This is a genomic window from Orenia marismortui DSM 5156, assembly GCF_000379025.1.
Lineage (GTDB): Bacteria > Bacillota > Halanaerobiia > Halobacteroidales > Halobacteroidaceae > Orenia > Orenia marismortui.
In genome coordinates this window covers 67,071-88,215 of sequence record NZ_KB900623.1, presented here as the reverse complement: position 1 = coordinate 88,215, position 21,145 = coordinate 67,071, and the positions used below count along the sequence as shown (strand labels likewise).

Sequence of the window (21,145 nt, the reverse complement as noted above, 5' to 3'; positions counted from 1 at the left end):
TATCTTTTTAGTGTCAAGAGAATATTAAAGCATATTGACTAAAATAACTTCCTAATAAATTTTAAAAAACTATTCTAGTCATAACAAAATCTTCTCCACTATAATAGTTATAGCTATACACTATCGGTCTATCTTTAGAAAAGCTGGTTCTAATATTCTTTAAAATAGCTTCTTTGCTATCTATCTGCAATAATTTGCTCAATTTATCATTAGATAATATTGCACTAGTCTGATCTTTAGCTTTAGTAGGTTTATGGCCATTTCTTCTTAACATAGCATAAATAGATTTCTGATCAATTTCAACTTCTAATAACTCTGGACAGATGGGATAAGGAATATAGGATTGTTCAAATCCACAGGGTCTTTTATCAGCTAAAATTAACCTTTCGACTAAAATAACTTTTTCATCTGAGTTTAGATTTAAATTTTTAGTAATACTCTTATCCGGTTTAATCAACTCTTTATTAATAACTTTAATATTAGGTTTCATTCCTTCAGATTCAATATATTCACTCACTCCAACTAAAGTAGTAAATTCATTTAAATTATCTCTAGCAACAAAGGTTCCTTGCCTCTCCCTTCTTTCTAAGATGCCTTCATTAACTAAATTATCCAAGGCCTTCCTAACTGTCATCCTACTTACTCCACATATTTCACCTAACTCCCTCTCAGATGGAATCTTCTCACCTGTAGCATACTCACTATTTTCAATCTTATCCCTAATTAGATTCTCTATTTGATAATATATTGGTATATCATTATTTTCTAATTTCATCTTTCACCTTCCTCCTATTAATCTCTACCTCTATGATTGTAACTAAAGTCTAACATTTCCTTTACCTGATTACAATTAAATCTTATATAAGTAAAAATTTATAATAACTCAATCAACACCTTCGCCACTCCATCATCATCATTGCTTTCTGCTATAATATCTGCTTTATCTTTTAGCTTACTAAATTCAGAGTTTGACATTGCTACCGAGGTTCCTACAATCTCAAAGAGTTCCAAATCATTTCCTCCATCTCCAAAAGCAATAGAGTTTTTAACAGAAATACCTAATTCATCTGCCAAATATCTTAGTCCGCTTCCTTTTGATATATTAAGAGGATTTATCTCTAAATTCTCTTTAGAAGAACTACTCAGCTTAATCTTATCTCCAAATTCCTCTATAATCCTGTTTTTCAAAGCTTTCATTTCTTCTATTCTCCCCATCACATCTATCTTCTGTACAGCTAAAGAATCATTTTCTATCAACTCATAAATATTATCTGATTCCTTTCTCGAATTAAATAATCTAATTAATCGCTTTATTAATGCAAATCTTTGGAAGATATTTAATTTACCCTTAAATACCCTCTTATTAGATAAGAACATCTTAATAAACTGTAATTTACTCTTCATATAGATCTCTTCTGGAGCAGCCAGAGCATAATTAAGTGATGGATATTCTTCTATTGTTCTAAGCAAAGAGATAACATCTTCTCTGCTAATATTCTTATCAAAGATAACATCACCATTAAAATCAACAACATAGCCACCATTATTAGTAATATAAGCTAATCCTGCAATATCTTCTACTGCTTTTCTAGCTTCATGATAATTTCTACCAGTAGCAATAGCAACTCTATAACCTTCTGAAATCAATCGCTTTAATACCTTTTTATTCCTTGAGGAAACCTTAGATTGTGAATTTAATAAAGTCCCATCCATATCCAATAATATCATCTCTATTTTATTATTAAACAATTCCATCATCTCCTATGTAAAAAGATTAATCCCCAGCTAACAAATGTATCCTCTAAAAATTTTATTAAATTTCTAATATTATCTCTTGTGATAGTACAAAAGTTATACACTAGAATGATAAAGAGACACTTTCGGAGTTAGGAAATGGGAGGTAGGAAGACCTTACTATCCCCTATAACCTAACTCCTATCACCTAAAAATGTCACACTATAGCTATAAAGTTTCATCTTAGGATTGGACATCTATAATATAGCATGCTTATAAGTTATGAAAAATAGGTTGCATCTTTTCAAAGGTACAAAATTGTTTATAACCTATCTTTTTAAGTTCTTCTTTTACATGAAATATATTATAACCTACATGTTCTTCTTGGTGAGTATCTGATCCGATTGTGATAATATTACCACCCAACTCTTTATATAACTTTAATATATCCCTAGAGGGAGTTAAATCTTCTAAACCATATCTAAAGCTTGAGGTATTAACTTCAATTCCTTTACCCTGTCTAATTACCTGTTTTAAAATTTCGCTAATAATATCCTTTACCTTTGCAAGTGGATACTCACCTAACTCATCATATCTAAATGACCTAATACACTATAATTATCATATTGTTTGATTACCTCTAAGATTTCTTTATAATATCTTTCGTTATATTCCTGCTGTGTATTTCCTTTTTGGAAATCTCCTGTCCAAAATGCTTTATTATCTACCTGGTGGCAAGAAAGAATAATAAAATCAAAATCATATTGATCAAAATCCCTTTGAAATTGATCGATAGTATGAACTTGCATTCCAAACTCAATTCCAAATTTAATATTAATTTGCTTCTTATACTCTTCCTTACACCTTTGAAACTCCTCAATATAAGCAGAATAATCACAATTTAAATCTTCTGTCTTAACTCCATAATCCACATGTTCTGTAAAACAGATTTCATCAATTTCTAAAGTAATTGCTCTTCTAATTAGCTCCTCCATCTTATAAGTAGAATCATCACTGAAGCTAGTATGCATATGATAATCCGCTAACATATGTTCTCCCTCCCTTTAGCCACCATTAAACAATTAATAAAGCTAAACCCTTTAGATTACTTTGGCTCTTCAAATAATATTTGACCATTACTTGCTATCACATCTTTATACCAATAAAAACTTTTCTTTTTATATCTTTCTAATGTCCCTGATCCATCATCATAACGGTCTACATATATAAATCCATAACGTTTTCTAAGTTCTGCAGTAGAATTACTTACAAGATCGATACATCCCCAGGTTGTATATCCCATTAGTTCTACTCCATCCTCTATAGCTTCTGCTACTTGTACTAAATGATCATTTAAATATTTGATTCGATAATCATCATTTACAGTCTTATTTCCATTTTCATCTGTTATTAACTCATCATTAGCTCCTAATCCATTTTCAACTATGAATAAAGGTTTTTGATATCTATAATACAATTGATTTAGAATATATCTTAACCCCTCAGGATCTATTTGCCAGCCCCAATCTGAAGCTTCTAAATGTGGGTTCGCTACTCCTCCTAAAAAGTTCCCTTCACCTTGAATATCTTTTTCAGGATCAGATGTTGAACAAGAACTCATATAATAACTAAAAGAAATAAAATCCACAGTATGCTTTAATAGCTCTTTATCCTCATTAGTAATATCGAGTTCTATATTATTCTCTTTAAATAATCTGTTCATATATTTTGGATATTCTCCTCTAGCATGAACATCAGCAAAGAAAAGGTTCTGTCTATCATCCTGCATAGCTTGTATTACATCACTTGGCTTTGGAGTTAATGGATAGTTAGGAATTCCTAGAATCATGCAGCCTATCTTAAATTCAGGATCTATTTCATGACCAACTTTTACTGCAAGAGCACTTGCTACTAACTTATGATGTATAGTCTGGTATAAATCCTCTGTACTCAACCTTTCTTTTGGGGTCCATACTCCTGCCCCCATATATGGATAATGTAAGGTAGAGTTTATTTCATTAAAAGTAAGCCAATATTTAACTTTATCTTTATACCTTGTAAACACAGTTCTTACATACCGTTCAAAAAAATCTATTAGCTTTCTATTCTTCCATCCATCATAATTTTTAGATAAAGCAAGGGGAGTTTCATAATGTGAAAGGGTAACCAAGGGCTCGATATCGTATTTTGCTAGCTCATCAAATACTTTATCATAAAACTCTAAACCTTTTTCATTAGGCTCACTGTCATCTCCATTAGGAAAGATTCTTGACCAAGCAATTGACATTCTAAAAGTTTTAAAGCCCATCTCTGCAAATAATGCTATATCCTCTTTATATCTATGATAAAAATCTACACCAAGAAGCTTCATATTATCTTCTGTTGGCCTTTCTGTTCTTCCTCCCTTTATTCCTTTAGGATATATGTCTTGGATTGATAATCCTTTTCCATCTTCATTATATGCTCCTTCAAATTGATTGGCAGCAGTTGCTCCCCCCCACAAAAATCCTGGTGGAAATTTACTTTTTAAGTTACTCATAATACCCCTCCTTGTAATTTAATTTGAAATTTATATTTTTAAACATAAGTGAAGTTAGATAATTAATATTATTTTTAACTATAAAATAATTTATAAGTAATCCAGTTAAAAACTTTATCGAATTTCTAATATAATAAAATTTCTTGGTCTATACCAGAGTGGATAAAAAAATTATCTCTATCTTATTTTATAATTTATAACCTCTAAAACTAAATCATAGCCTAATTATAATGTTTTTGGTATATACCAGATCATTATGCTTTAATTATAAAAAAATTAATTTTTATTGTCAAGCTCTCTCTTAAATAAATTGAATTGACTTGATAATTACTATATTAATTAATTTGCCCTTTAAAAACTATTTAAACAAAAAATAATAGTCAGCAGCAAACAAGTTAGCATTCCCATTAAGAAATACTTGCCCACTACTGTTAGTAAATAATAATCCTATTCATCTATTCCCATTAATATAATCAAACTTTCTTAACTAATTACAGTTTATCAAGTGTAATCTTCGCTCTTTCATTGAAGAAAGTCTTATATCCTAAATAAACAAGGATAATTAAGGTTAAAGCTACACTCCCTAATATCCCTAACATAATTGCTATCTGATACTCAATAGCCGTCAGTGGTGAAACCCCAGAAAGAATCTGCCCAGTCATCATTCCTGGTAAAAAGATAATTCCCATCCCCATCATTGAGTTAATAGTCGGTAGGATAGCTGAATTAAAAGCATTATTAACTATCTGCTGAGTGGCTTTCTTAGGTGTTGCTCCTAACATTAAAGCAGTTTCAACTTTTGCTTGATTCTCTTTCATCCCTGAAATCAATCTTTCTACCCCTAATGATATACCTGTCATCGAATTACCGATTAACATTCCTGCTAGAGGAATAAAATATCTAGGATCATACCAAGGTCTTAATCCAATCACAACTAAGATAAAATAAATTATACTAGTCAAAGTTCCAACAATCATGGATAAAGCGATGATCTTTTTTAAACCATTATTAATTTTATTATTTACCCGCTGGTAGATATTATGAATAGCAAAGAACTCCATTATAGTAATAATAATTACAGTAAATAAATAGTTATTCTGTTCAAAAATATATCCCAAAAGATATCCTACTATAACTAATTGTAAAGTCATCCTAGTAGTAGCTAATAATAGCTCCTTATTCTTCTCAATCTTTCTAATCTTTAAAAATAGTGATAGAATAACCACAAAAATATAAGCAGCAGCTAACTGCCATAATTGCAAATCTATAATACTAGTCTCTTCCATCTAACTTTCCTCCTCTCTAACAACTCTACCCTCTTTAAGAGTAATAACCTTATCTCCATATTCTAAAGCTATATCTTTAGAATGGGTAATCATAACTAAAGTCTTATCTCTATCCTTTACATAATCTACTACTGTCTCAATTAGCAATCGCTCAGTCTCTTGATCTAAAGCTGAAGATGGTTCATCTAATAGTAGAACTTTAGGACTTAATAATAAGATCCTTGCTAAGGATAATCTCTGTTTCTCTCCACCAGATAACTTCTCTGCATTATCAGTTAACTCTTTATCTAAATGAACGACCTTTAATACCTCTTTCAATTTCTCTTCGTTAGCTACTACTTCTTCTCTTAATTTAAAAGCTGCCTCCAAGTTATCTTTGACTGTTCCTTCAAATATAATAGGTGTTTGAGCCAACATAATTACTTCTCTTCTTAAGCCTATTGGATTAATCTGATTTAAATCTTTTCCATTATACAAAATAGTCCCTGAATCTACACTGATCATATTATTTAATAATTTAAGCAAAGTTGATTTACCTGCCCCACTAGGACCAATAATTACAGTTATCTTATTATCTATCTCTAATTTATCAATATCTAATATATCCTTAAACTTAACTTTCTCTAGGCTAAACACATAATCACCTCCAACTTTTATTTATGTTTATTCTACAACTAATATTAGTTGACTTTAATGACAATGTGACTTATTCTGTATATAAATAAACTGCCCTTAGCTATTTTTAGATAGAAAGAGGATAACAAATTGCTAAAAGTAGATACTAAAAGTAGTTTGTTGATATAATAAAACAAAAGATAATAAGGAGGAAAAATAAGGTGACAAAAATAAAAACAGGATGGAACTTAGAAAACACTTATGCCACTCTACCAAAATTATTTTTTTCCACCCTCAAGCCAACTAATGCACCTTCACCTGAATTAATTATTTTAAATAACTCATTAGCACAATCACTAGGCTTAAATATCGAAGCACTAGAAAATAAAGAGGGGATAGAGATTCTAGCTGGTAACTCAATTCCTGAAAATTCTATACCCCTTGCTCAGGCTTATGCTGGACATCAGTTTGGCCATTTTACAATGTTAGGCGATGGTCGAGCCCTCCTACTTGGCGAACAGATAACCCCTTTAGGCAAAAGATTTGATGTCCAACTAAAAGGTTCAGGCAAAACACCATATTCCCGGGGTGGGGATGGTCTAGCTACCCTTGGACCAATGCTAAGAGAATATATTATCAGTGAAGCAATGTATGGTCTTGGTATTCCTACCACCCGCAGTTTAGCAGTAGTAAGAACAGGTCAAACTCGTGAGAACAATCTACCTTGTGCAATCCTAAGCAGAGTGGCTGCTAGTCATCTACGAATTGGTACATTTCAATATGCTGCAAATTGGGGTACAGATGAGGAACTTAAGATTCTAGCTGACTATACAATAAAACGCCACTTCCCACAAATTGAAGATAATGATAATCCATATTTATCCCTACTTCAAGAAGTTATTAAGAAGCAGGCTCTATTAATTGCTAAATGGCAATTGCTTGGCTTTATTCATGGAGTGATGAATACAGATAATATGACAATTAGTGGAGAAACTATCGATTATGGTCCTTGTGCCTTCCTGAATATCTATAACCCTAAAACAGTCTTCAGTTCTATTGATCGTAGAGGTCGCTATGCTTATAAAAATCAACCGCCAATTGGCGAATGGAATCTTGCAAGATTTGCTGAAACCCTTCTACCTTTGTTAGATGATAAACAAGAAAAAGCAGTAAAGTTAGCCAAAGATACTGTTTCAAGTTTTGCTAAATTATATCGCTATAATTGGCTTAAAGGGATGAGATCAAAATTAGGTATATTCAATGAAGAGATAGAGGATGAATCCCTTATTGAAGATCTTCTTAACATGATGGAGAAGTATAAGTTAGACTATACTAATACTTTTTTGGCATTGACCTTTGATAATTTTGAAGATGAAGAGCTATATAACAGCAAAGAATTTAATCAATGGTACAAAAGATGGCAACAAAGACTAGAGAGACAGCAAGAATCAAAAGAATACTCTCATCAACTGATGAAAAAGAATAATCCTGCACTAATCCCCCGTAACCATCGGGTAGAAGAAGCATTAGACGCCGCAGTACAAAAAGGAGACTATAGTATAATGAAGCAACTCCTCAATGTACTTTCAAATCCCTATGCCCACTCTCCTGAACAAGTTGGGTACTCTACTCCTCCTGAACCATCAGATATTCCTTATCAAACCTTCTGTGGTACCTGATTATTAAGTTGCTAAAGATATTTAGCCACTCGTTCTTTTGGAGAAGTAGATATCAATTTTATTCGTTATCAATCTAAAATTGGATGACTATAGTAGTATAATCAACAAACATTAATACACCTTAGTCCTCTTAAAGATCTAGTTTGAGAGGACTTTTTCTTCATATAGTTTGAGAATAAGTTTGGCTACTTCATCTTTTGGAATATTAATAGTAAACTTCTCCTTTATCACTTCTAACGGAGTTTTAGAATCAGATAATGATTCTGATCTTTCTTGATTAATTCTACTTATAATCATATTCACTAAATCATCAAATTCATATATTTCTAATCGTTCTATCTCATAATGTTGAGCTAAGTATTCTACTATTTTTATGAAGACTATATCATAGTCATCCTCATCTTTAGCATCATATAATTGTGCTATTTTGGGGATCAGCTTTTCGTACAAAATACGATTGGTTTTGGCTGGCTCCATATTAAGAAGTTTTAATACTCCTTCAATCTCTTCTCTTTTTAGTCTATTGATATACTTAAATAGTTCTTCTAAACTAGGAATATCTTTTAAATAATATTTAACACCTGATAGCTTCTCAAAAGCTTTTAAAGTATCAAGATAACCTAACTGAATATTCTTATTAGCTCTTTCTGCATTAAAATCTAAAATATTGCCTAAATCATCTGAAGGGCTTATATATAATATATCGATCTCTTTATCTTTAACAGGTTGCTTTTTACCAATAGCCTTTAAATCTACAGCTATAATCCTATCAATCTTCTTTTCAATCATTAAGTTAATAGGTAAATTATCATATAAACCTCCATCAATAAATCTCTTCCCATCTAATTTCATAGGCATAAATCCAGGTAAATACGAGGAGGCTAAGATATAATCATTTAACTTACCTTTAGGAATATCTTCAATAAATACTTCTATAGCTTCTTTGTCTGTTAAGGAAACAGTAACTAGTCCAAAATCAATATTTGATTGTCGAATTCTCTTTTCATCAATATTTTTATCTATGAGTTCTTGAAGTGGAGTTATATCTAGACCTTTTTTCTTAAAAAAACTGTCTATATGGCTAAGTAATTGAGTCATATTCTTTTTATCTCTAATATCTATATTGAAATTCAATATTTCATTAAAGAGTTGACTATCAATATTAATAATTTGATCAACACTTATATTAGACCAGATATCAAGTGCCTTTTCAAAAGCACCTTGAGCAATTAAAGCACCATTAATAGAGCCTACTGAAGTACCTGTAACTACACTAATCTCAATATCAAGTTCTTTTAAAGCTTTCCAGACACCTATTTGATAACTACCCTTACTACCTCCTCCAGCTAATACTAAGCCATACATAAAAATCACCCTCTTTTTAAATTTATTCTTATATAAGTTGAACTAATTATTTTCATAGAAAATATAATTCAAAACCTTTTTGTAACCACGAATGAACACTAATCAAATAATTTATAAAATTTAAAAATGCTTTTAATTCTTGAACATTAGTCTACATTCATCCCAGGAGTACTTACTCGAGAAAAACACCTTCGGGTTTGAAAAGATAACCCTTCGTAAGATTTTAATTTTTGTGGTTTCCTCCGGGTTTAGAAACATAACCCTTCGTAAGATTTTAATTTTTGTGGTTTCTCTCAGGGCACGTGGTTAAATAATTGTATTTTATTTTTTTAGATTTTATTTTTGAACTTTAATTTAAAACTAAAATTAATATTAATCATAAAGTTCGTTAATGAGCCGAGCCTTATAAAAATTAAAACGCTAAAAATAAAACTTATTTCTTACTACTAAACCAATGTCGGGTACGATTAGCAATCCCAACTAAAGCTAACATTACAGGAACTTCTACTAAAACTCCCACTACTGTAGCCAATGCCGCTCCTGATTTAAGTCCAAATAATGAGATAGCTGTAGCTACTGCTAATTCAAAGAAGTTACTAGCTCCAATCATACTTGCTGGTGCTGCTACTGAATGGTCTAACTTAAGCAACTTTGCTCCACCATAAGCGGTAATAAAGATAAAGAAGGTTTGAATCGTTAAAGGTATTGCAATCAGTAGGATATCTAATGGATTATTTAAGATAATATCTCCTTGGAAAGAGAATAGAATAATCAAGGTTAATAATAATCCTGTAATCGTAAAATTACTCACTTTTTCAAGATAAACATTCTCAAACCAATCAATCCCCTTATTCTTAATTAAGTATTTACGTGACAAATATCCTGCCACTAAAGGTACGAGAATATATAATACTACAGATAAAAGTATAGTGTTATAAGGAACTGTAAAATCTGTTACCCCTAATAAGAAGATAACAATGGGTGCAAAGGCAAAGACCAATACTAAATCATTGACTGCTACCTGTACTAAAGTATAACTCGCATCTCCATCAGTTAAATAACTCCAAACAAAAACCATCGCTGTACAAGGTGCAGCTCCTAATAAAATTGCTCCTGCTATATACTGCTCTGCTAACTCTGGATTGATAAATGCTCCAAAGATATTCTTAAAGAATAACCAGGCAAAGAAAGCCATAGTAAAAGGCTTAATTAACCAATTAACTACTAAGGTCAATGCTAATCCTTTAGGTTTTCTTCCTGCTTTTAAAATACTACTAAAATCAATCTGCACCATCATTGGATAGATCATAAACCAGATTAAGATAGCTACTGGAATAGATACTTGAGCATATTCAAATTGACTTAAGGTTTCAGGAATAATCGGTAAAAAGCGCCCAACTGCAATTCCAATAATAATACACAAGGCTACCCAAACTGTTAAATATCTTTCAAAAAAGCCTAATCCTTCTTTCTTTTCTTTCACTTCTGCTTGATTCATTATAATATCCTCCTCCAATTCAATATTGATGAATTGATAATTATTTATAGTTACTATGATCTCAATAAAATATTGCTTAATGGGTATAAAGAGACACTTTTAGGTGCTAGGTGATAGGTCATAGGAGTTAGTAAGATCTTTCTATGTCCTAGCTCCTAACGCCTAACTCCGAAACTGTCGCTTTATCTATCTTATATCTCACTTTTCATCTATGGCTTTAATACTTTTGAACTTAACTATCAACTATCAACTTTACACTATACACTGCCCTTAACTAATCCCAGTTGTAAAGACTTCAACCAACTCTTCTGCTAAATCAGTCTCTTTAAGAGCAGTAGTTAGCTTGTCCACTGGATAAATTACCTCGATAAACTCTGTTTTAACCTTAGCTTCGATGACTTCAATAATTGTATAAATTGCATTAGGATTACCATGCTTTGGTTTACCGATGCTCCCCACATTCATCATATGTTTACCACTAATTATTTTATGATAAGGTAAGTGTGTATGTCCACAAACTAGAATATCCTCTTTTAGCTCACCTGCTACCTCTTCTAGCTCTTTACTATCTTCATATAAGTATTCATTAATCCTTCTTGGACTACCATGTACAAATAAAGCTTTCTTATTCTCTATCTCTAAAATTAAGCTAAAAGGCAAGTTAGCTAAAAACTCCTTATTCTCTTCACTTGTTTCCATTGCAGTATAGTTCATAGAAGACATTCCAATCTTTTGGGAACGCTCTGTCTTATAGTCACATCCACAAGCAATTCTTCTATTAGCAATAGCATCATCATAGTTACCTTGGATAGTCTTAATTCCTAATTCTTCAATCTTAGCAATGACTTCATTAGGAAAAGGTCCATAACCTACTAAATCTCCAGTACAGACTATCTCATCTACATTTCTTCCTTCGATATCCTCTAGAACACTCTCTAAAGCAAAAATATTACCATGTACATCTGAAATAACAGCTACTCTCATTTTAATTCCTCCTTATGTTTATCTAACAGCTAGTTTTATTTACATTCACTTCTCTTTATTGAACAGTCTCCTTGCTTAGTAACTAATACTTGTATATCGTCTTGTAATCCCTTGAACTTATCTTGATTCAACTCATAATCCATCCATCTACCACGTTTAGTGGCAATGATTAAATCAGCATTCTTAAGTATTTTTAGATGATGAGAGATATTAGGTTGACTCAAATCTAATTCTTCAACTATATCACATACACACATCTTTCCACATGATAGCAAGTTGATAATCTCTAATCTACTATTATCTGCTAAAGCTTTCAATACTTCTGTTATATTTGAAATATTATTCATTGATCCTCCCCCTATAAAATCCCATTAATATATAAACATATTTATATCTATTTATATATTAGCACTAATTATTAATTTTGTAAAGTTAACTTTTGTTAAATTTGTTTTAAGTATTAGATTTGGAAATAATGTAATATGGTTATAAAGAGACACTTTTAGGTGCTAGGTGATAGGTCATAGGAGTTAGTAAGATCTTTCTATGTCCTATCGCCTAACGCCTAACTCCGAAACTGTCGTTTTATCATTCTTAAAACTTAAATAATATATAATTAAAATTATAGAATATTTACCTATAAATAAGAAAAAGCCCCTGCTAAGCAGGGGCTTTTTGTATTATATTAATTCAATTAATCTTTTACTTTCTATCTTCTTCTTAATGGTTAGTAAGTCCTTACCTAAGTTACTTTCAACAGCCGCAACCATTGCACCTTCGACTAAAGGAGCACTACTTACCATAACGTTAGTATACCCTTCTAATTCCAATACCTCTAAAGCCATCTTTGCATTCATCAAAGAACTACCTACATCTCCAATAATAATAACTCCATTATCATCATATAGCTCCTCAACTGCTTCTACGATTTCTTCAATATCTGTTCCTATGCCTCCATATCCATCTCCACCAATTGAAATTAGAGGTATTTTTCTGGGAACAAGTTCTTTAACTAATTCTTCTATTCCCTGAGCAATTTTATGGCTATGTGAAACTATTAATATTCCAACCATTCCCACCTTTCCCCCCTTATTAATTAAAAAAACTTTACTTGTTTTCATTTTATCAAATTATAGTAAAAATTTCATCTAATATTTAAATGAAGGTAATAGTATATTATTCTAGTTAAGTAAAGAATATTACTGAAGTGAGTTTTTAGCAATAAAGTAAGGCGTATATTAATACGCCTTTAGAAAAAATATTATAACTTACATACTCGCTAAAACAAAACCTCCAATCACACCACCAAATATAGCAGCTATAATTGATGGAAGTGATTTTTTGATCTTCCCACCTTGCAATACTGAATTAACAATCACTCCAATACCAGCTGCCAAAGCCATATCAATATGTGCTCCCCCTTGACCTTGTACTATCAATCCAGCACCATGATTGACCAACCATGCTGCTCCTACAACAAATCCCTCAACTAAAATAGCAGTAAAAATACCAATTTCTTTACCTACCTTCTCCCAAACAATTATCATCATAAAAGGAAATAGCATCGCTCCAAAAATAGTTGTTACAATTGCATCTATATTCATATTTATTACCTCCACTAACTTATTAACTTATATAAATTATAATCAATATACAAAAATCATTTCAATTACTAGAACTTAATTTTGATCTCTTAAGTTTTCATTTACTTTATTAGCTAAATAACCTCCTAAGATACCACCTATAATTACCCAAAATAATGTTGGAGCTGATGGTGCAAAAGGTTTACCAGCAAAAACATCTTTTAGAATTCCCGCAATTCCAATCCCTAAGGCCATATTTACATAGACTCCACCTTTTATTTTATGAACAATTCCTATTGCATGATTTATATACCATCCTAAACCAATAATCCAAATTGAAGCAAACCATCCTGCACCAACTCCATAGGCATTTTCTAATAATTCAAAGACTGCAAAAGCTAAAACACTTATAATTGATACTCCAATAACTGTTCCTAAATATTTTTTCATCATTATATTCCCCTTTTCAATAAGCTTTATATTGAATTATTCTGTATGTAAAATTCTTAAATGATAACAATAATCATTTTCTTTAATTAAATATAACATTATTGGGGTACTTCTGTCAATCTTTTTCAACAACTTTATTAGCTAAAATAATCACTAAATAAAATCTTCTTATTTAAGTTTAAAAATATACTTTAACTTAGGGCTAATCTCTAACCTATTTACTTTTATTATATTCTCTCCAAATCCCTAGCAGCTACAATATCAACCCCTGTATCTAAGATATCTTCTATTATTACTTGACCTAATTTAATTGGTGCTTCTACTTCAACTTCAGCTATTACCTTCATTGCTTTTTCTATTAAACTCTTAGGCATAGCCTCATTAGTTTTGACTGGAACTAATGGTAAAACTCCCCCCTTAACTCTAACTGTTGTTGGCAGAATTCTAGTAGGATTATAATACTCATTCTTAACATATTTCTCACCTGCCAAACAAGTTGCACCTTCCATACTCTTAATTTCTTCATTCTCAACCTGTAATTCAACTTCACATCCCATAGGACAACTTATACAAGTAATTTCTACTCTTTCAGCCATCATTGTCCCTCCTTCACAATTTCTACTTTAACCTTATCCACCTCTAGCTTCTGAATCATCTTCTCAGGAAAAGCTAGAGTAATCATCTCTGCTGGTTCTACTCGGCGTTGCTTTTTACTAAATAACTCTTTTCCTTCAACTAATAACCTAATTTTCACATCATCCATCGGTTGTTTAGCTCTCATATACAAGTCTACTCTTCGCCTACCTTCAACTAGATTATTTATCTTCTGAGGAACTATATATCCTACATTTTCACCTGGCTCAACCATAATCTCTTCTTCCCGCCTTTTAATCTTATCTTGTAGATAATATGCTGCAGTTTGACCAGCCAGCTTACTTTCTTCTGTAACCCAATCTACTAAATCATGAACATGAAGCACATTACCACAAGCAAAAATCCCTTCAATATTAGTCTCACGACCTTCATCTACTATCGCTCCACCTGTTACAGAATCTAATTCTATTCCTGCTTGAGTAGATAACTCATTTTCTGGAATCAAACCAACCGATAGAAGCAATGTATCACATTCAATTTCATATTCTGTTCCAGAAACAGGTTGCAAGTTGTCATCAACTTTAGCTACTGTAACTTTCTCTACCCTTTCTTTGCCATGAATCTCAATTACAGTCTGCTTTAAACGCAGTGGAATATTAAAATCATCTAGACACTGTACAATATTACGAGTTAAACCACCGGAAAAAGGCAAAAGTTCCAATACAGCTTCAACTTTAGCACCCTCTAGATGCATTCTTCTAGCCATAATTAAACCTATATCTCCAGACCCAAGAATAACCACTCTCTTACCAGGCATATAGCCCTCCATATTTATATATCTTTGCGCTGTTCCTGCACTAAAGACACCAGCTGGTCTTGAGCCTGGAATGCCAATCGCTTCTCTAGTTCTTTCCCGGCACCCCATAGCTAAAATAATAACCTTAGCATTTATCTCCATCATTCCCTCTTCAGAATTAATAGCATAAACCCTTTTATCTGGTGTTACTTCTAAAACCATTGTATCAAGCTTAATATCAATACCTCGTTCTTTAACCTTCTCCATAAAGCGATGAGCATATTCAGTTCCTGTTAATTCCTCACCAAAATAATGCAAACCAAAACCATTATGAATACACTGCTGCAAAATACCCCCTAATTCAAAATCCCTCTCAACAATTAATATGCTTTCAACCCCTTGCTCATAAGCTTCTTGAGCAGCAGCTAATCCTGCAGGACCTCCACCAACTACTACTAAATCATAATTTTGCTTATTCACTTGCACTCACCTCTCTTGAAAGCCCTTTAACTTTTCCGACTAAGATTTCTGAACCATCTTTTTCTAATTTGATTTCAGTTTTAGAAAGCCCTAATTCTTCCGATAAAATTTCAACAACTTTAGGTCCACAAAAGCCACCTTGACATCTTCCAGCCCCTGGTCTAACTCTTCTCTTAACTGCATTAACAGTTCTAGCACCAACAGGTTCTCTAATTGCATCAATTATTTCTCCTTTGCTTACTGATTCACAGCGACAGATGATTTGGCCATAGTTTGGATTATGCTCAACTAATTTAGCCTGATCTTCGTGGCTCATGTGCCTAAATTTTGGTGGTCCAGAATAATAAGGATCAAATTCAGGATCAAGAGTTAGAAGATCCATTTCCTCTTCTACAATCCCTGCTACCATCTCAGCGATAGCCGGTGATGAAGCTAAACCAGGTGACTGAATTCCAGATACATTAATAAAACCCTTTACTTTATCGCTAGCTTCAATTAAAAAATCTCCTGTCTCTTTGATAGCTGGTCTTAGTCCAGAGAATTCTTTAATCACACCTCTCCTACTTAATTTAGGAATTGTCTTTTGAGCACCAATCATAACTTGATCTAAACCTTGCTGAGTATTAATAAGATCATCCTTATCCTCTATTTCATCTGCAGTAGGCCCAATTAATAGATTCTTTTCATCAGTAGGAGTTACCACTACTCCTTTTGTAACCTTAGTAGGTACAGGAAATATAGTATGATTAACCTTTATATCTAGACTCTTATCATATAAATAATATTCTCCACGCCGTGGTGTTATCTTAAAATCATCAATCCCCACCATTCTGGCCACATTATCAGCATATAAACCAGCAGCATTAATTATTAATTTGCTTTCTATATCTCCTTTAGTAGTGTTTACAACCTTGACTTCTCCCTTATCTTCAATATCTAAGACCTCTGCTTCTAACCATAATTCCACTCCATTTTTCACTGCATTATTTGCCTGAGCAATAGTGAGCTCAAAAGGATTGACTATTCCTGCTGTTGGTGCATATAAAGCAGCTATAGACTCTTTGTTTAATTCAGGCTCCATCTCAAATAACCTATCACCTTTAATAATTTCTAAACCTAGCACTCCATTCTTCTTAGCATTTTTCAGTAATAGTTTTAAAGTAGAAAGATCTTCTTTGTTTTGAGCTACAACTAAGGCTCCTATCCACTCTATAGGAACATCTAATTCCTTTTGAACCTTCTCCCTAAACAATTGATTTCCCCTTACATTTAACTTGCCTTTTAACTTGTGAGAATCAGCATTAAATCCAGCATGTATCAAAGCAGTATTTGCTTTACTAGTTCCAGTACAAACATCTGCTTCCTTTTCAACTAATAATATATCTAGTTTGTATTTAGATAATTCACGTGCAATAGAAGTCCCGACCACTCCACCTCCAATAATCAATACTTCTGTCTTTTTCAAAATGAATCCCTCCTATAAATTTATCGAGAAATAAATCACTAATACTCAATGAACATCCTATATTTAAAGGATAAATACTTAGATATTAAGATAATGATAAGTAACTAGTGACCAATAACAAAAGGATTGTTACTCCTTACTCATCACTAAAATATTCTAATAGATTCAGTAATTGTTATATATATTACTTATTAAATAAATAAAAACCACATCTAAGCCCTAAAATTGGCACTACTAATCCCTAGGTACTTAAATGTGGTTTCTCCTTTTTTCTACCACTTAGTTATTTAATTAATATATTTATATTCATCAATAATTTAACTTATTCTTTATCTTCCCAATCCATTGCTCTCTTAACAGCTTTCTTCCAACCAACATATAACTTTTCTTTCTTATCATCATCTATTTCTGCTTCAAACCTTCTATCAACTTTTCTCTTATCTAATACCTCTTCTTTATTCTTCCAATATCCAACTGCCAGACCTGCTAAATATGCAGCACCTAAAGCAGTGGTTTCAGCAACAACAGGTCTCTCCACATTACATCCTAATATATCTGCTTGGAATTGCATTAAAAAATTATTTGCTACTGCTCCACCATCAACTTTTAAATCTTTAAGCTCTAATCCAGAATCAGCTTGCATTGCAGTTAATACATCTCTAGTCTGATAAGCTAATGATTCCAAAGTAGCTCTAATAATATGTTCTTTACTACTTCCTCTGGTTAAACCTACAATAGCTCCCCGAGCATACATATCCCAATATGGTGCTCCTAATCCGGCGAAGGCTGGAACTACATAAACTCCATCTGTACTATCAACCTTAGTAGCAAAATATTCAGAGTCTGGAGCTTCTTCGATCAATTTCATTTCATCTCTAAGCCATTGTACTGCTGCCCCAGCGATAAAGATACTCCCCTCTAGCGCATAGTTAACTTCACCATCAAGTCCCCAAGCAATCGTAGTTAATAATCCATTTTCAGATGGAACAGCCTCAGTACCAGTATTCATTAACATAAAACATCCAGTACCATAAGTGTTCTTGGCCATACCTTTTTCATAACAACCTTGACCAAAGGTAGCTGCTTGTTGGTCTCCAGCTATACCAGCTATCGATACATTTTGACCAAAGAAGTGATAATCAACTGTTTTTCCATAAACTTCACTACTTGATTTAACTTCTGGCAACATAGATTCAGGAATCTCCAATATTTCTAATAATTCTTTATCCCATTTAAGATCATATATATTATAAATTAAGGTTCTAGATGCATTGCTATAATCTGTTACATGCACCTCACCACCAGTTAATTTCCAAATTACCCAACTATCTATTGTTCCAAATCTTAACTCTCCAGCTTCTGCCTTCTCCCTAGCCCCTTCAACATTATCTAAAATCCACTTTACCTTAGTTCCAGAAAAATATGCATCTACTACCAAACCAGTCTTAGCTCTGATTGTATCTTCTAATCCTTTATCTTTTAAGTCATCACAAATACTAGCAGTTCGTCTATCTTGCCAAACAATCGCATTATGCATAGGCTTTCCAGTTTTCGCATCCCACACTACAGTAGTTTCACGTTGGTTAGTAATTCCTATTCCTGCTATCTGCTCAGGTTTAATTTCAGCTTTAGTTAAAGCCTCAGATAATACAGCCATTATGCTTACCCAGATCTCATGTGGGTCATGCTCTACCCAACCTGGTTTTGGATAATATTGTTTGAATTCCTTTTGTGCCATACTAACAATCTCACTATCTTTATTAAAAATCATTGCCCTAGAACTTGTTGTTCCTTGATCAATAGATAAAATATATTTTTTCATTATTTATCCTCCATCTGATAAAAATGATATAAATATCTGTTATATTAAAATAATTATACTATTTATTAATTAATCAATTAATAATTTACCATCTTTCATAATTAAATCACCATCAATTTCAACCGTTGGATTTTCAATAATACCATCAAGATGGCTATCTACTGATATATTGCCCCCCATTGCAGAGTTATCACCAATAGCAATATGTACAGTACCTAAGACCTTTTCATCTTCTAAAATATTGCCTGTTAGTTCAGCTTGATCATTTGTTCCAATACCCAGCTCTGCAATATTTTTAGCATCTTTACCATAAGGTTCAATAATCTTGCTCAAATTTCTAGCAGCTGCCTTTCCTTTTATTTCCGTTACATATCCATCCTCTACCAATAATTCTATCTCTTCGGTATGTACCTTAGCTTCTGCCATAGATCCATCTACTATAAATTTACCTTGGCTTTTACCTTCAAGAGGTGCTATATAAGATTCTCCAGCAGGTAGATTTCCAAATTCCCCAGTTTGATTATAAATACCTGTATCAGGATAACCTTCTCTTCCTTCTATCAACATTCTAATATCAGTTCCATTTGGAGCAGTTACTCTTACTTCTTTACCTGTACTTAGTTTTTCAGCAATCTTATTTCCTCTTTCTTTTATTACTTCATAATCTGCATTCAAAGCCCTTTTCATCATCTCTTCTGTAATATCAGGCATAGTAGCAGCTCTAGCACCTGCTTGATTAGCTTCTATTCTAGCTTGAGTATGTGATAAAGACTTAGAAGTAGGCATAATTACCACATCAGCAAACTTCATAGCCTTGGCAACTAATTTAGGCGGTTCTTGCCCATGATTATCTCTTGGAATCATTTCCATTAGCATAACTTCTGCTCCCAACTCTTTGCTGGCTTCAAAAATAGCATTAGCAATCTTACGTTTAGGTTCATCAACTACAATTAGTACTTGTTCACCTTCTTTTATCGCTAAACAATCTTTGGCTACTATTCTGGCTGCTTCTTTTAATTCTTCCACATCTATCAACCCCTTTGTCTTTTATATACTTTTATTATAATAAACAAAATCATATAATTCTATTTATATAATTTATTATGCAATATAAAGATTAATACACTATGTCTATTCAACTATCTCTATAAAAAAATCATCCTGATAAATCTTCTAATAACCTCTGGCTATTGGCTAATAGCTTATAAAATTGAAAGCCAATAGTTACGCAAAGTGTTGCTAACTATTAACTAATAAATCACATATTAAAATTATTAATAGCAAAAAATAAAAAAATACTGATTAAAATCAGTATAATAAGATGGTACCGAGGGTCGGGTTCGAACCGACACGGGCATAAAAGCCCACCGGATTTTAAGTCCGATGCGTCTGCCAATTCCGCCACCTCGGCATAATATTTAATTTAAAATTTATAATGTGAAATGTATAATTGAAAATAATTTATGCTTTTAATTATCAATTATTAATTATACATTATAAATTAAGTTATGGAGGTGGCACCCAGACTCGAACTGGGGAATAAAGGATTTGCAGTCCTCTGCCTTACCAACTTGGCTATGCCACCATATTTAGTATTTAATTTCTTTATATTATAATCTTATTCATTTACTTGAACAAATGTTACAAGTCAAGACACTCAGTGAAATCTTAAAGTATTTTGGTACCCTTTCGGGTTTTACAAAACAAAAACCCTTCGTAAGATTATAAATTTTATATGGTACCCCTTCGGGTTTTTCAAAACAAAAACCCTTCGTGAAATCTTAAATTATTTTGGTACCCCTACGAGTTTTGAAAACCTAAAAACTCTCCGTAAGATTATAAATTTTATATGGTACCCCCAAGGGGATTCGAACCCCTGTCGACGGGATGAAAACCCGTTATCCTAGGCCACTAGACGATGGGGGCATAGGATTAATTTATAATTAATAATTTAAAATCTATAATTAAAGGACCTTTAATTATTAATTATCAATTATCAATTATCAATTATCAATTATACATTGCTAATTGATTTAAAATGGTGAGCCATGGAGGATTTGAACCTCCGACACCCTGATTAAAAGTCAGATGCTCTACCAACTGAGCTAATGGCCCATAAATTCATGTTTAAAAAATGTTTTGCAATTTCCTTCAACATTTATAAATGTTATAATACTTTCTTAAAAATGTCAAGAAATAAATAAAATTTAATTTAAATATTTCCCTAACGCACTTATAAATAATAATACATTCCT

General features: G+C 32.2%; 18 protein-coding genes, 4 tRNA genes and 1 pseudogene. 1 reads left to right on the top strand and 22 read right to left on the bottom strand.

Annotation, left to right across the window (positions count from 1 at the left end):
* Nucleotides 1-61 precede the first annotated feature (61 nt).
* The 6 genes and pseudogenes from OREMA_RS0114095 to OREMA_RS0114070 form a co-directional block, all read right to left on the bottom strand.
* Nucleotides 62-775: a GntR family transcriptional regulator gene (locus OREMA_RS0114095; RefSeq protein WP_018249889.1), complete on the bottom strand. Its 714-nt coding sequence runs from the start codon at nucleotides 773-775 to the stop codon at nucleotides 62-64.
* 98 nt (nucleotides 776-873) lie between these two features.
* A complete protein-coding gene (locus tag OREMA_RS0114090; protein WP_018249888.1) occupies nucleotides 874-1,749 on the bottom strand; it encodes a Cof-type HAD-IIB family hydrolase in 876 nt (291 codons plus the stop codon).
* A gap of 258 nt (nucleotides 1,750-2,007) precedes the next feature.
* A pseudogene (locus OREMA_RS19440) lies at nucleotides 2,008-2,783 on the bottom strand (histidinol-phosphatase HisJ family protein).
* Between the two features lie 56 nt (nucleotides 2,784-2,839).
* The gene (locus tag OREMA_RS0114080) at nucleotides 2,840-4,273 is read right to left on the bottom strand and encodes a glycoside hydrolase family 1 protein (protein WP_018249886.1); all 1,434 of its coding nucleotides are present in this window, start codon (nucleotides 4,271-4,273) and stop codon (nucleotides 2,840-2,842) included.
* Nucleotides 4,274-4,764: 491 nt separating this feature from the next.
* Nucleotides 4,765-5,559, bottom strand: a complete 795-nt coding sequence (locus OREMA_RS0114075) for an ABC transporter permease (protein ID WP_018249885.1) — start codon at nucleotides 5,557-5,559, stop codon at nucleotides 4,765-4,767.
* Nucleotides 5,560-6,195, bottom strand: coding sequence for an ABC transporter ATP-binding protein (locus OREMA_RS0114070; RefSeq protein ID WP_018249884.1), 636 nt, complete (start codon nucleotides 6,193-6,195; stop codon nucleotides 5,560-5,562). It lies immediately after the preceding gene.
* Between the two features lie 200 nt (nucleotides 6,196-6,395).
* On the opposite strand from OREMA_RS0114070, the gene OREMA_RS0114065 reads away from it, so the two are divergent.
* Entirely contained in the window at nucleotides 6,396-7,853 is a 1,458-nt protein-coding gene (locus OREMA_RS0114065; RefSeq protein ID WP_018249883.1) for a protein adenylyltransferase SelO, read from the top strand.
* A 138-nt stretch (nucleotides 7,854-7,991) separates the two neighbouring features.
* On the opposite strand, the gene OREMA_RS0114060 is transcribed toward OREMA_RS0114065, so the two are convergent.
* The 16 genes from OREMA_RS0114060 to OREMA_RS0113985 form a co-directional block, all read right to left on the bottom strand.
* A complete protein-coding gene (locus OREMA_RS0114060) occupies nucleotides 7,992-9,218 on the bottom strand; it encodes a patatin-like phospholipase family protein (protein WP_018249882.1) in 1,227 nt (408 codons plus the stop codon).
* A 433-nt stretch (nucleotides 9,219-9,651) separates the two neighbouring features.
* Nucleotides 9,652-10,716 (bottom strand): ACR3 family arsenite efflux transporter, encoded by a 1,065-nt coding sequence (gene arsB / locus OREMA_RS0114055; RefSeq protein WP_018249881.1) that lies wholly within the window; start codon nucleotides 10,714-10,716, stop codon nucleotides 9,652-9,654.
* Between the two features lie 270 nt (nucleotides 10,717-10,986).
* Nucleotides 10,987-11,700, bottom strand: a complete 714-nt coding sequence (locus tag OREMA_RS0114050; RefSeq protein WP_018249880.1) for a metallophosphoesterase family protein — start codon at nucleotides 11,698-11,700, stop codon at nucleotides 10,987-10,989.
* Between the two features lie 35 nt (nucleotides 11,701-11,735).
* Nucleotides 11,736-12,047: an ArsR/SmtB family transcription factor gene (locus tag OREMA_RS0114045; RefSeq protein ID WP_018249879.1), complete on the bottom strand. Its 312-nt coding sequence runs from the start codon at nucleotides 12,045-12,047 to the stop codon at nucleotides 11,736-11,738.
* A gap of 333 nt (nucleotides 12,048-12,380) precedes the next feature.
* Nucleotides 12,381-12,773: a dihydroxyacetone kinase phosphoryl donor subunit DhaM gene (dhaM, locus tag OREMA_RS0114040; protein ID WP_026189020.1), complete on the bottom strand. Its 393-nt coding sequence runs from the start codon at nucleotides 12,771-12,773 to the stop codon at nucleotides 12,381-12,383.
* A 195-nt stretch (nucleotides 12,774-12,968) separates the two neighbouring features.
* A complete protein-coding gene (locus tag OREMA_RS0114035; RefSeq protein WP_018249877.1) occupies nucleotides 12,969-13,304 on the bottom strand; it encodes a Lin0368 family putative glycerol transporter subunit in 336 nt (111 codons plus the stop codon).
* A gap of 75 nt (nucleotides 13,305-13,379) precedes the next feature.
* Nucleotides 13,380-13,733 carry a Lin0368 family putative glycerol transporter subunit gene (locus tag OREMA_RS0114030; RefSeq protein WP_018249876.1) on the bottom strand — a complete coding sequence of 118 codons (354 nt, stop codon included), beginning with the start codon at nucleotides 13,731-13,733 and terminating at the stop codon, nucleotides 13,380-13,382.
* 227 nt (nucleotides 13,734-13,960) lie between these two features.
* A complete protein-coding gene (locus tag OREMA_RS0114025; protein ID WP_018249875.1) occupies nucleotides 13,961-14,329 on the bottom strand; it encodes a DUF1667 domain-containing protein in 369 nt (122 codons plus the stop codon).
* On the bottom strand, nucleotides 14,329-15,603 hold the full coding sequence (locus OREMA_RS0114020; RefSeq protein ID WP_018249874.1) for an NAD(P)/FAD-dependent oxidoreductase: 1,275 nt from the start codon (nucleotides 15,601-15,603) through the stop codon (nucleotides 14,329-14,331). The genes OREMA_RS0114025 and OREMA_RS0114020 overlap by 1 nt, the downstream gene beginning before the upstream one ends.
* Nucleotides 15,596-17,071, bottom strand: a complete 1,476-nt coding sequence (locus OREMA_RS0114015; RefSeq protein ID WP_026189018.1) for an NAD(P)/FAD-dependent oxidoreductase — start codon at nucleotides 17,069-17,071, stop codon at nucleotides 15,596-15,598. The genes OREMA_RS0114020 and OREMA_RS0114015 overlap by 8 nt, the downstream gene beginning before the upstream one ends.
* A gap of 319 nt (nucleotides 17,072-17,390) precedes the next feature.
* Nucleotides 17,391-18,890, bottom strand: coding sequence for a glycerol kinase GlpK (glpK, locus tag OREMA_RS0114010; RefSeq protein ID WP_018249872.1), 1,500 nt, complete (start codon nucleotides 18,888-18,890; stop codon nucleotides 17,391-17,393).
* 69 nt (nucleotides 18,891-18,959) lie between these two features.
* A complete protein-coding gene (locus tag OREMA_RS0114005; RefSeq protein WP_018249871.1) occupies nucleotides 18,960-19,916 on the bottom strand; it encodes an aminopeptidase in 957 nt (318 codons plus the stop codon).
* A gap of 296 nt (nucleotides 19,917-20,212) precedes the next feature.
* A tRNA-Leu gene (locus OREMA_RS0114000) sits at nucleotides 20,213-20,301 on the bottom strand.
* Between the two features lie 98 nt (nucleotides 20,302-20,399).
* Nucleotides 20,400-20,475: transfer RNA gene (locus tag OREMA_RS0113995), tRNA-Cys, on the bottom strand.
* 265 nt (nucleotides 20,476-20,740) lie between these two features.
* A tRNA-Glu gene (locus OREMA_RS0113990) sits at nucleotides 20,741-20,816 on the bottom strand.
* A 113-nt stretch (nucleotides 20,817-20,929) separates the two neighbouring features.
* Nucleotides 20,930-21,005: transfer RNA gene (locus OREMA_RS0113985), tRNA-Lys, on the bottom strand.
* Nucleotides 21,006-21,145: the final 140 nt, after the last annotated feature.